This is a genomic window from Moraxella sp. (assembly GCF_030525845.1).
GTDB lineage: Bacteria > Pseudomonadota > Gammaproteobacteria > Pseudomonadales > Moraxellaceae > Moraxella.
Window position 1 is genome coordinate 39,196 of record NZ_JAUNDY010000004.1, and the last position, 13,139, is coordinate 52,334.

At 42.2% G+C, this 13,139-nt stretch carries 6 protein-coding genes; 2 read left to right on the forward strand and 4 right to left on the reverse strand.

Features of this window, described 5'->3' with window-relative positions:
- Position 1 precedes the first annotated feature (1 nt).
- Positions 2-4,090: an exodeoxyribonuclease V subunit gamma gene (locus tag Q4B79_RS02735; RefSeq protein ID WP_303084893.1), complete on the reverse strand. Its 4,089-nt coding sequence runs from the start codon at positions 4,088-4,090 to the stop codon at positions 2-4.
- Positions 4,091-4,263: 173 nt separating this feature from the next.
- Here Q4B79_RS02735 and dnaE point away from each other — a divergent pair, with 173 nt between their 5' ends.
- Positions 4,264-8,055 (forward strand): DNA polymerase III subunit alpha, encoded by a 3,792-nt coding sequence (gene dnaE, locus Q4B79_RS02740; RefSeq protein ID WP_303084894.1) that lies wholly within the window; start codon positions 4,264-4,266, stop codon positions 8,053-8,055.
- Positions 8,052-8,858, forward strand: a complete 807-nt coding sequence (locus tag Q4B79_RS02745) for an RNA methyltransferase (protein ID WP_303084895.1) — start codon at positions 8,052-8,054, stop codon at positions 8,856-8,858. Before dnaE ends, Q4B79_RS02745 begins: the two co-directional genes overlap by 4 nt.
- A gap of 45 nt (positions 8,859-8,903) precedes the next feature.
- Here the strand turns inward: Q4B79_RS02745 and Q4B79_RS02750 are convergent, their stop codons facing one another.
- The 3 genes from Q4B79_RS02750 to Q4B79_RS02760 all read right to left on the reverse strand — a co-directional run bounded on the left by Q4B79_RS02750 (position 8,904) and on the right by Q4B79_RS02760 (position 12,944).
- Positions 8,904-10,208, reverse strand: a complete 1,305-nt coding sequence (locus Q4B79_RS02750; protein WP_303084896.1) for an AarF/ABC1/UbiB kinase family protein — start codon at positions 10,206-10,208, stop codon at positions 8,904-8,906.
- Between the two features lie 73 nt (positions 10,209-10,281).
- Positions 10,282-11,118: a peptide chain release factor N(5)-glutamine methyltransferase gene (gene prmC, locus Q4B79_RS02755; RefSeq protein WP_303084897.1), complete on the reverse strand. Its 837-nt coding sequence runs from the start codon at positions 11,116-11,118 to the stop codon at positions 10,282-10,284.
- 5 nt (positions 11,119-11,123) lie between these two features.
- Positions 11,124-12,944, reverse strand: a complete 1,821-nt coding sequence (locus Q4B79_RS02760; RefSeq protein WP_303084898.1) for an MFS transporter — start codon at positions 12,942-12,944, stop codon at positions 11,124-11,126.
- Between the last annotated feature and the right edge of the window lie 195 nt (positions 12,945-13,139).

The following is a 13,139-nucleotide window of genomic DNA, read 5'->3' on the forward strand; positions in this document are numbered from 1 at the left end:
CTTATTGATTATCTACTTTAATGGCGTCCAAATAATCTTTCATTGGCTCATACATCACGCTAGCAATAGGCAAATACCGCACTAATGCGTGATAAGGATTTGAACCCTGTAATATTTTTTGCCATATTCTATGCTGACTATTATCTTCATAAATCAAACTTTGATGATAACCATCTATCCACCCACTAAATATCTTGGGCGATAATTGAAATCCTTCGTTGTTTTTTTGGACTTCATAATCAAATCCATCACGATGCGTCATAATAATCGGTGTATTTTTAGCAATATTTAATAAAATCATAAGATTAAATATATAAGCTTTTGCCGTCAATGTACCAATGCCATACAAGGCAAATAAATGAACATCTTTAAAAATTCCATTATTATTGCTCTTATGAAATCTCCACAGACTAAACTTATCACTCTTATCACTGATTTGCCACAACAAATGCCTTACAAAAAATTTAAATAAATTATCTGCTTTGGCACGATTTGGCAATATGTTAAACCAAATACCTCCATCTGGCACATTATCCACAATAGAAATTGTATCAGATAAAACAATATGCCTCTCCTTTGTTTGTGAAAAATATCCATCACATTTATCCAAATAGCATTTTAACTTATTATCATTTTTAAGACATTCAATTTCTTGAACAAACGATTTTAACTTATCATGAAGCCCAAAGAACAGCTCATCTGGTGTAGATAGCCTAGGATACCCAGCTGGCAACAAATCCCCATAATAGAGGGTTTTTATTTGATTGGCAACATGCTTGATTTTATTGTCTCTTGCCACCCTTTCCTTGTCTAACAATTCATTCAAAGAATCATCATCTGTCAAGCATATTAAATCAAGTTCAGCCATCTTAATCAACAAATCATTAATCTGGTACTCGCTTAATTTATTTAAATAAAGCGGCTCATTGATTTCATCAGCATTTATGTCTTTGCTAATTTTAACTTTATCTTTTAAATAAGTTTTGGCAAAATTTTTAAGTCCAGACATCAACTCATTGACGTGCATGGTTTTTGGTAGTATGATTTGATATTTATCACAAATATGATTTATGTGATTTATCAAGCTATCCTCTGTTTGGCATTTTAAGGATTGATTGAGCAAACCAGACAATTCATAAATGTCTTTTTCACTCATAAAATTATCGGGCAATGATTTACTTGTGGTATTTTTATTGCTATCTAAAACCCCTCTAACTTTTTGCCATATGGGTGGTGGTGGCAGGGATTTTCTTTGCTCATTTTTTAATAGCGTAATTTTATGCTTAAAATGAGATAATAATTGCCCTTTTAGATCATCAAATTGATGATGAATTTCATCGTTTTGATAATAAAGCGTCTCATCAAAAAATGTGGGAGCGTGATAAGTGATAAGATAATCTTCAATTAATTGTGGCATGATTTCCTTAACGAGACTTGTGGCATTTTCCTGATCATTGTCATTTTGCCAGTCTGCAAGATTTTTATCGTCCCAGTACGCTTCTGTCTTTAAAAATTCAATCAACTCACTAACTACCGACGCAGGCAAAAGCCTGTTTTCGCCATCTGCACTCATGCCTTGATAAAAAATCAAACATTGCTCACGGGTACACAATAGCGCATCTAAAAATGCTCCTTTATCATCATCTTCATGATAACGGTCGCCTAATTGTCTCACGCCCGCCCTCATCAAATCCATGCGTACCGCCCTATCTTGACGTGGAAATGATGATAGGTTCATGTCCAGCATAATCGTCAGCCCAAAAGGAATGCTTCTAACCGCCCCAAAACGTGCAAAAGTAATCACATCAGATGGCTCGGCACTGATGGTTTGCGACCTTACCACCTCCATCAAGCTCTCTAATACAAATTTCATCGACAGGCAAACATCGGCATGACTAATGTAGGCGGTTTTAGATTTTTGGCTATCGCCTACATGATAATGATAGTATTTATTTGCTCTAAGACTTGCCATCATGCTGTTTTTGGCATTAAAAATTGCACGCATGGCAACACTCTCATGCATACGAATAAAATAATGATTAATCACGTCGTTTTCGATGCATGAAAGTAGATTTTCGACACTGTCTATTTTGGTAAACATCAAACGGTTTTGTGATAGCCCTTGATGAATGGCGGTCAAAGCCTCAATCACAGACGTATCCGCTAGCGTAACACCCATCAGCGGTAGTGTCGCTTCTTTAAACACGCCCTCACGCCATACAAATGGATATAAAGCACGACTGGCGGTATTGCTAGGAGCAAGCAATCCCAAAACCAAACGGTCTAGGGCATAACTAAACGTGTATCGATAATCGCTATCGTCTTTATGCAATGTCTTGGATAAATGTATTTCATCAAAACCACGTTTAAAGCCCGCCTGCACAAGCAAAGCAACGCCACGCCTCATCTCATCAAATGTCAGCCCAAAACTCTCATACAAAGCAGGTGTTAGCAACCATTCATACACTTCATCAGCATAAAAACGACTGGTCGGTTCTCCAAGAAGTGTGTAAAAACCAGAGATGGCAAAAATCAGCTCCTCGATACTTTTGTCAGGCACGCCTGTGATTTTAATGGGTAAATGCAGTCCATCAATCCCCACGCCTTTTGGAAATACGGAGCGAATCACATCTTCACTACTGGCAATGTCAGGAAGTAGCACCACCACATCAGCAAGAGTACGACTGGGGTCGTCATTGAGATACTTGGCAATCATCAGCCTCGCCACCTCCAACTGGCATGTCAGACTATGGCAAGCATGAATAGAGATACTACCCATATTATCCATCACAAGCGGGATTTTTGGGCGGTGTTTTTGGGTCAGTGCCTTACTATCAAGCAACGCCCCCACCAGTTGCTCGCCCACTCTTTTGCCAATGCCTCCCTCTTTATTTAGCATCAAAATATCGGATTTTAGACCATTTAGCAAGGTTGTTTGGTTGTCTAGCACCTCAAAGTCATCTTGCCATATTATCTGATACCGCCCATCATCTGCCCCGCCTGACATTTCAGCAAGCATGGCAAACGTATCACGAGATTCCTTACCCAGACGAGACAACAACCCATGACCATAATCCCTAAGATAGGCAATCTGCGGATGGATGATATTGATTTTGGATAGCCACCTAGCATCAACGATGTCCGCCCAAAACATCATGGATTGGTTAAAATGCAACAACACCACATCTAGATACTGCGACAGCTCTTTTAAAAAATCCAACTCCGCCTTAGGGATTTGCTGAATGGTAAATAAGTGCAATGATTTTGGCAGTACGTTTAAAGCTTGTTTTGAAAGGTCGCCCCCATTATCTCGCCTGCCTTGCAGTACTTGCCAAAACCGCTCTTCTAAGTCCAAACGATATTGATAAGTTTCTTTAAATAATTCATGCCACAAAAACCGCAAAGCCGCTTCCAGTTGCACATAATATTCTTTTAGCCAATCCATCTCCTCATCATGAGTAAGCCCCCCCATTTTTTGTTCCAACATCGCCTTTTGGGTCATCATTTCCTCAACGCTTGGGGTTAGGGGCGTATCTTTTGTCCATGCCAAAAGCCACTTGGGGCGATGGGTTAGATAACGCACATAGATTTTCGACAGCTCATCACACACTTGCCACAGTCGCTGTTCTGACAACCCCCCAAATTCCTCATGCTTTTCTTCATCATGCAATACACTGACCAAAAAATGCAGTGGGTGGCTTTCATTGTGTAATAACTCATGAGGGTTTTTATAAAAACTATCTGTGATAAACCCAAAAATCCGCCACCGCATGATAGAAGCTGATAACATCGCCACCTCAGGCACCGCCATCGCCTCATCAGGATATGCCCGCCCATCTAACTGTAATACCGCTCTCATCATCTCCCATTGATACTTCCCCCAAAACTGCGTGGTAAATAACGTGCTAATACCAACTTTTGTCGCCACCGTCCGAGAAAGCCAATCCCCTAGCACCATCGATGGCACAATCACCGTAAACGGCTCAAACACCACACGTGCAAGGTCTGACTGCTTACTGTTGGTTTTATAAAAATCAACCAGATGATTGACGAGATGGTCGGTGCTATTGGACTGAATGATAAAAAACATAAATAATGAACAAATACATACAAAATTTGATAACCCTAAATTTTACCGTGATTTTCACAAATTTTCCATGTTATAATACCAAATACTCATAAGACAACTAAAAATCCTTAATAAAAATTTATAACCCATTGATTTTTATTATGTTATAAATACCAAACCGTGTAGAGAAACTTATGGCATTTGTGCATTTGGGCGTACATACTGAATACGCCATTTTAGATTCTATTGTAAAAATCAAAGAATTGGTCAAAGCAGCGGCAGCTGATGGTCAGACTGCTTTGGGAATTGCAGATTTTAATACTTTTGCCTTAGTAAAATTTTATAAAGCCTGTCTTGGGGCTGGTATTAAGCCCTTGCTTGGCACAGAAGTCATTATAGGTGATGAGTTTAATGCCAGTGCCGAACATGAGCGATTTAGCGTTATTCTCTATGCCATGAACAACAACGGCTACCAAAATATCCTACGCCTCGTCTCAGACAGTTACACCAACCGCCCTATGGGGGCTGACGGCAAAGTAACCATCTCTACACCCATCGTCCTAAAAAGCGAGCTGTTTGACCCCACCAAAAATGCAGACATCATCGCCATCTTAACCCATCGCTCGGAGATTACCTCCGCCCTACACGGCGGCATGAATACCATTGGCACATGGAAAGAAGCCTTTGGCGACCGCCTCTATTTAGCCATTAAACGCACCCACATCGATGATGATGATTTCAACAAAGACATGATTGTCGCAGGAGCGAAATGGGAAGTGCCCATCATTGCCCATAATGATGTCCGCTTCATGAATGCCACCCCAAAAATACAAGGAAAAGAGGACGCAACCAGTAGTGATTTTGAGGCTCACGAAGCACGTGTCTGTATCGCTGGTGGATATGTCCTAGCTGATAATACACGCCCACGCATTTATAGCGAGTTGCAATATTTTAAAACCCAACAAGAAATGGAGCAGTTATTTGCTGACCTCCCTCAGGCGATAGAAAACACCCGCCTGCTTGCCTCTCGCTGTAATGTTACCCTCACGCTTGGCAAAAACTTCCTGCCCGCCTTTCCCATTCCAGAGGGCATGACCGAAGAGGAGTTTTTCCGCAAAACTGCTAAGGACGGCCTAGACAGACGATTAGACAAGCTCTACCCACCCCAAGAACGAGATGAAACATGGACAGATGTGCGAAAGCCTTATGATGACCGCCTTGAATTTGAGCTAGGTATCATTTTGAAAATGGGTTTTCCAGGTTATTTTCTCATCGTGATGGACTTTATTCGCTGGGCAAAAGAAAACGGTGTGCCTGTCGGACCTGGTCGTGGCTCAGGAGCAGGCTCTTTGGTGGCATACAGCCTAAACATTACCGACCTTGACCCACTGCGATACGATTTACTCTTTGAACGGTTTTTAAACCCTGAACGTGTCAGTATGCCTGACTTTGACGTAGATTTTTGTATCGAGGGGCGAGACCGTGTGATACAGTACGTGGCGGACACCTATGGACGTATGGCGGTTTCACAAATCATTACCTTTGGTACGATGGCAGCCAGAGCGGTGGTACGAGATGTGGCACGCGTACAAGGCAAATCCTATGGACTTGCTGACAAAATATCCAAGCTTATTCCCAAAACACCCAGCATATCTTTATCAGAAGCCATCGAAGAAGAGCCACTTCTAAAAGACCTACTCACCAACCCTGACGCCCAAGACCACGAACAGGCAGTTGAGATTTGGGAAATGGCAGAAAAACTAGAAGGCATCACACGTAACGTCGGCAAACACGCAGGAGGCGTACTCATCGCCCCCAACCGCATTAGCGATTTTAGTGCGGTATACTGCGATGATGAGGGGCATTTTGTTAGCCAATATGATAAAGACGACGTGGAAGCGGTGGGGCTGGTTAAGTTTGACTTTTTGGGACTTCGCAACCTCACCGTCATCAAATCCGCCATCAATAACATTGATGCACGCCTTGCCAAAGAGGGTAAACCCCCCATTGATTTGGACACCTTGCCACTCGATGACATGGACGTATATACACATGTACTACAAAATGGTAACACCACTGCCGTGTTCCAGCTTGAAAGTATGGGCATGAAAAAATATCTAAGACAGCTCAAACCCTCCAACATCGAGGACGTGATTGCGATGTGTGCCTTGTATCGACCTGGTCCTTTGGAAACAGGCATGGTGTCGGATTTTATTGACCGCAAACATGGCATTCAAGAGGTCGCCTATCCTGACCCCCAGTACCAACATGAATGGCTAAAATCCGCCTTAGAACCCACCTATGGGGTCATCGTCTATCAAGAACAAGTCATGCAAATCGCCCAAACTCTTGCAGGCTATACACTAGGTGGTGCAGACATGCTAAGACGAGCGATGGGCAAGAAAAAACCTGAGGAAATGGCTGCTCAACGCTCCGTCTTTGAAAAAGGAGCAATCAATCTGGGCGTTGACGGCGAGCTTGCCATTAAGATTTTTGAGCTGGTGGAAAAATTTGCAGGCTATGGCTTTAACAAATCTCACTCGGCTGCCTATGGCGTGCTTGCCTACCAGACCGCCTATTTAAAGCACTATTATCCTGCTGAATTTATGGCGGCGGTACTGACCTCCGAGATGGACGATACAGACACGGTGGTTTTTCTAATCAGCGACTGCAAAGACAACTTCCAACTAGAAGTACTGCCCCCTTCTGTCAATCACAGCCAATTTCATTTTGTGGCAAAAGACCCCAAGACCATCATTTATGGGCTAGGTGCTGTCAAAGGTGTGGGCGAGGATGCCGTAGCAAGCATTGTCAGAGCCAGAAACGAAAGCCCCTTTAAAGACCTGTACGACTTTTGTAATCGTGTTGACACCAAAAAAGTCGGTAAGCGTGCCTTAGAAGCCCTCATCAACGCAGGGTGCTTTGATGATTTGGCAAGTGTGCTTCGTCCAGAATTGACCGATGTGCACGGAAAAAATCGTTCGTATGAAATTCGTGGCGGTCTGTGGGAACAGCTTCCACAGGCGATGGAGGTTGCTCACCAAAATCGCCAAAACAGCGAGGCTGGCACATTTGATTTATTTGCCGAAGTTGATGAGGGCTTGTCAGTTGCACCACCTTTACCTGACATCATCTGGGGAGACCAAACACGTCTACGTGGCGAAAAAGACACGCTAGGGCTTTATCTTACAGGGCATCCTATGGACGCTTATCGTGATGAATTATCTCACTACACCAACGTCAAAAGCCTAAGCGACATGAGCGAGACAGGCTATGGTAAATTTGCCACAGTAGCAGGCGTGGTGGTTGATGTCGCCAATTTCGGCAATCGCATCGCCATCACACTCGATGATGGTAGCTGTCGTACGGAGATTAGCTGTTATACCGATAAGTACTTTAAATTACAGTCTTTATTGGAGGGCAATATCAGCCTAAATGCCGAGCTTACCCAAAAATACGCCCACATCACCAAAACAGATAAAAACTTCAACCCCAAAAAACTAAACTCCCAATCCCTTGCCAAAGTCGATAAAAAAGACTGGGAGCAAATCACCAACCTCAACGGCATGATTCTCATCGCTCGTGTCAGCGTCAGCGAAAATGACGGGCGTATTTTTGCACGCCTACAAGGTGGTCGCAACCTCATCGAATGTCGCCTAAAATACCTTACTGGTTTACACATCAAACTACACAGTCATGATACCAAGCGACTTGATGTATTGATTGGAGCATTAAAAGAAAACTGCACGCCCAACCCTGACGAAATCGCCAATTTCATCAAAAACGAAACCACCACCGAAGATGGCAATGCCATCATTGATACCAGCGGTAATGCCCCTGATGGCTGTCTGCCCACTTATCTATATCTGTATGATGAATGCGGGCTATGTCAAGTCATGGTAAACGACCGTTTTCGCATTTATCCATCAGATGGCAACCTAAATCAACTAAAACAAACCTTTGGCGAAAATTTAATCATCAGATGACATCACTCATGACAAACACACTACTAGACCGCATCCATACCATCATGGTAAATACCACCTTGCCTGCCAATATCGGTTCGACAGCTCGTGCCATGCACACGATGGGACTTAGTCATCTGACGGTGGTTTCTCCACGCTTACCCATTGATGACAGCAGTTATGCCAATGCCGCAGGGGGAGATTCGGTATTAAATCACACCACCATTGCACCCACCATCGAAACCGCATTAGCACCACATTCGCTGATTTTTATGGCATCGGCTCGCTCTCGCCACCTACCCAAACCCGTCATAACCCCCCATGACTGTGCGGTATTGGTACATGATTTTTTAAACAAAAATCCTGATGCCACCATCGCACTGGTGTTTGGTCGAGAAGATAGAGGACTTACTAATGATGAACTGGCAATGGCGGATTATCATGTCCAAATCCCTGCCAATCCCACCTACCCCGTACTCAATGTTGCAAGTAGCGTGCAAGTCATCGCAAGCACGATTTATGCTTATTTTGACACTCATCACAGCCCAATACGCACAAAAAATGACTATAATCAACACAACATCAAGCACCATCTTGATATTCATTATCGTATCGACTGGGACGAACCTGCCATCACTCACGCCCAAAAAACACAGCTAGATGATGCCATCATTACAATGCTGACCAAGCTAAATCTTGCTCACGATGACAATCTAAAAGACCTACCCAAGCGATTATCTCGCCTCTCATCACGCCTACAACTTGACCAAAAAGAATACGCCCTGCTCCGTGCTTTAATGGCAAAAATCTACCAAAAAATTTAGGGTACGCCTTATTTTATGAACAACAAAAATCCACAAAAACCACAATCAATGTTCCGCTTGCACTATTTGCAAACGCTCCCCCTCAAAAAGCTCCATATCAGGGGCGAGCGTTACCATAAAGCGGTCAAAATACAAAAGCTGTTTGGTCAGTAAGGCAAAATCTCTTGGAAAATGAATGCCATAACGCTTACCAATCTGCGTCATTTCAAGCATGAACACACTCAAATGCTCAGGCTCATGTCCGTCATGGGTTGTCTTATCAATCATGCGTTCAAGGTCATCGGCAAGACGTGTAATTTGACCATCATCGAGCGTATGCGTCATGCCAATATCCACCATTGCTCGTGCCATGCCTTGATAATCCCCTGTCTGCAAGGCATGTACCCAAGAAAAACACGCCTGCAAGCTGGCAGGTTTAATCTGCCCCACCAACCCAAAATCCAAAAACGCAATTCGACCATCATACAAATATAAGAGATTACCTGCGTGTAAATCTGCATGAAATTCGCCTGTTTTCATGAGTGATAAAAACCACGCATCTAGCACATCTGACATCAATTTTTGAGGCGTAGTGTGATGACGTGCGGTCATCTCAGACAATTTATCATCAACCAAAGACTCTCCCATCAGCAAATCCATGACCAGCACACGCTTCGTGGATAGTTTGTGATGCACTGTGGGGGCGGTAATATGACCCAGACCTGCACTGGATAAAAATTCATGAAATTTATCAATGTGTCGTGCTTCCGCCAAAAAATCCGTTTCCGCCGCCATGCGTGTGCGAATCTCATCAACGATGGGGGAAAGACTTGCAGCTCTTACCGCAGGCATCAGACGTTCCATTGTCCAAAACACGCTGTGCAACACCCCCAAATCCGTCTGCATGATGGTTTGGACGTGGCTTTTTTGTACTTTTAGGGCTACCTGCCGACCGTCCTTTAAGGTGGCTCGATGTACCTGAGCGATACTCGCCGATGCCAGCGGCGCAGGGTCAATAACCTCAAATATTTCCTCTAAGGATTTGCCCGTTAACCCAGATAGCTCCTCCGATAATACCTCACATATCTGAGAAAATGGCACAGGCGGAGTCGAATCCAAACAATCAGCAAATGCCAAAACGTACTCTCTTGGAAAAAGCGTGGGTGTGCTAGCGATAAATTGCCCCAGCTTAATGTAAGTAACACCCATCTGCATAAAAGCCTCTTTTAGCAAATATGCGTCCATCTTTTCGCCTTTGGCAACACGCAACGCAGAAAGAGTAGCCACACTAGCACTTTTGTGTAGGCGACCTAGTACATTAACGCCTGCATTTAGGGTTTTTTTTGCAAATTTTATGGGGGATTTTTTCATAACATACAAACCTACATAGAAATTAGGGCGTAAAAACTTTTATATTTACTGTATTATAAAAGCAGGATACACCCTAAATACCCAAAAATACGCCCAATGTCGCCCTATCATTACCGCCATAATCTTTGATGGTTTTAACCTGCGTAAATCCAGCCTTTATAAATAGGGTTTGCACCGCACCGCCTTGAAGATGACCATGCTCTATCGCCAGCAATCCTTGATGATTTAAATGATGTTTGCCGCCATTAATAATGCATTCAATATCCGACAGACCATCATTATCTGCCACCAACGCCGTCATGGGTTCTGCGTTTAGATGGATTAAATGTTCATCATTTTTGGCAATGTAGGGCGGATTTGAGACAATCACATCAAATTTATCAAAAATATCATCATACCAATTAGAATGCACAAAACAGCAATTATTCACACCTAATAAATTGGCATTTTGTTTGGCAACCTCTAAGGCTTGTGTCGAATAATCCACCGCCGTCACGTTAAAATGCGGTAACGCTTTTGCAAGACTAATAGCAATACAACCAGAGCCTGTCCCCAAATCCAAAATCTTACCACCATCTAATTGACGCTCATTGGTAAATGCCAATACCATCTCCACCAAAATCTCGGTATCCGCTCTGGGAATGAGAGTATGTTCATTAACAACAAACTCATGCCCAAAAAACCCTTGCTTACCAATAATATAAGCAGGCGGTATGCCTAAATGCAATTTATTTAATCCGTCAGAAAATCTTTGCCACTCTTCATCGCTTAGTACATAATCCTCATCTGTGATTAAAAATGATTTGTTTTTATTTAGGATAAATAACAACACAGATTCTAACCAATGATATGGCAAATTATCATGGCTAATTCGGCGAAACTCGGATTTTAAGGATTTTATACTTTTCATTAAAATTATTCTTCTTTAAATTTTAAAGTCTCATCGCCCAAACGAATGTGCTTGCCCACCAAATACACCAAATATAATATTGGCAATCCCATCATAAATGTCATGATAAAAAATTGCGAATACCCATAAGCATCTACAATCGAGCCAGAGTACCCACCTAATATCTTAGGAGATAATGTCATGAGTGATGAAAATAACGCGTATTGCACTGCTGTAAAGCGAATGGAGGTCAGTACCGATAAAAATGCCACAAACACCGCACTGGCAAGCCCTGAGGCCAGATTATCACAAATGACCGCAAAATAAAGCATGGCATCGCTTGGGTTATTATTTAATAATACAAACAATAAATTGGTACTTGATGCCAATATCGCCCCTATCATCATCGCCTTGATAATATTCATTTTTTGAGCCAAAAACCCACCCAAAAACGCCCCAAAAATACTCATGGTCAGCCCCACAAGTTTACTGGCATCAGCAATCTGTACTTTGGTATACCCCAAATCCTGATAAAAGATATTGGCGATATTACCTGCCACAATATCTGAAATGCGATAAAAACCAATCAAAGCTAAAATCAAACCCGCTTTTTTGCCATAAGTTTTAAAAAAGTCCAATATCGGCATGACCCAATTTTTAAGGGCGATTTCTTTGGGGATAATCTTAAATCTAATCAGTCCATAAGCCACTACGCTTGATAAAGAGATACTGGCAATAAAACGCACACTCTCCAACAAAAATGACAATAGATGACCGTGTTTATGCTCGCCAATAATAATATTACCAAAAATATTATAACCAAAAATAAATACCAACACACAAATAAAAAACATCATAAATAACTTGATATTTTCCAGTCCGTCTTTATGGGTGTTATTTGGTTTATTTTGATTATCCAGATGAGTGTTAATTTTTGGCTGATTGACTAATAAAAACACAAAAGCAATCGGCATGATTAGAAGCATTATCATACCATATTGGCTCATGATGGTAGCGATAAATTCTGGTATGGCAAATGGATTGCCCTCTAATTTTAAAATACGTTTGTCAATTTCATTGAACAAATACCACACGCCATAAATAGACAAAGGGATAAAAGCAATCAGGGCGTATATTCCCATGATTTTATTATTAATGGTTTGTTTTTTGAGGGAGTGTGGCGTGGTATTTGGTTCATCAGCCGATAATGTCGTTAATACGCCCACGCCCATGAGAAGTGCCATTACCAAATACGTTTTTTGCCATGCCTCATAATGATACATTTCATCTGATGAACCAAAATAAGTCGCCAAATACAACGCCCCTGCCCCTGCCATGATAAGCCCCAAACGATAACCAAACACATACAGGGCAGATAGTGCTGTTTGAGTGGATTTTGGGGCGATTTCAATGCGATACGCATCAATCACAATATCCTGCGTGGCGGACGAGAACGCCAATAGCACCGCAAAGGCTGCCATCAGTTCAAGCGATGACTGCACTTCCTTGATGGGACTGGTAAACGCCATCAACATCATGGCGAGCATTATCATCATCTGCACCACAAACAGCCAACTGCGACGCTGCCCCAAGTAGCGATGTAACACAGGGATAGTTAAGCTATCTGCCAGCGGAGCCCACAGAAATTTAAACGAATAAGCCAGTCCCGCCCAGCCAAACATCGTTACCGTACTTCTATCAATCCCAGCTTCTCTTAGCCAAATCCCCAAACTAGAAAACACAAGCAAATAAGGCAATCCTGCCGAGAATCCCAAAAGTAGCATGATGAGGGCGGTTTTGTTAAGATAAGCACTTTTAAAGGCGGTGATGGCGGACTGTTGCGTCATGATAAATACATTAAAAACGAAAAAGTACCATTTTAGGACAATTTTAGTCATTTATAAAGCGATATTTATAAAAATCACACAAAAATTCCCAAAATGTATTTTTTTGATTAAAGTAGCACGCCCAATTCTTACCATTTGGACCAAAAAATATACCTTTTACCGATTATCCATCATAATTTCTTGCTAAAAATACAT

Bases quoted from the DNA above. Each gene is read 5' to 3' on its own strand.
- Q4B79_RS02735 (WP_303084893.1), bottom strand. From the start codon at position 4,090: ATGTTTTTTATCATTCAGTCCAATAGCACCGACCATCTCGTCAATCAT.
- prmC (WP_303084897.1), bottom strand. From the start codon at position 11,118: ATGAAAAGTATAAAATCCTTAAAATCCGAGTTTCGCCGAATTAGCCAT.
- dnaE (WP_303084894.1), top strand. From the start codon at position 4,264: ATGGCATTTGTGCATTTGGGCGTACATACTGAATACGCCATTTTAGAT.
- Q4B79_RS02745 (WP_303084895.1), top strand. From the start codon at position 8,052: ATGACATCACTCATGACAAACACACTACTAGACCGCATCCATACCATC.
- Q4B79_RS02750 (WP_303084896.1), bottom strand. From the start codon at position 10,208: ATGAAAAAATCCCCCATAAAATTTGCAAAAAAAACCCTAAATGCAGGC.
- Q4B79_RS02760 (WP_303084898.1), bottom strand. From the start codon at position 12,944: ATGACGCAACAGTCCGCCATCACCGCCTTTAAAAGTGCTTATCTTAAC.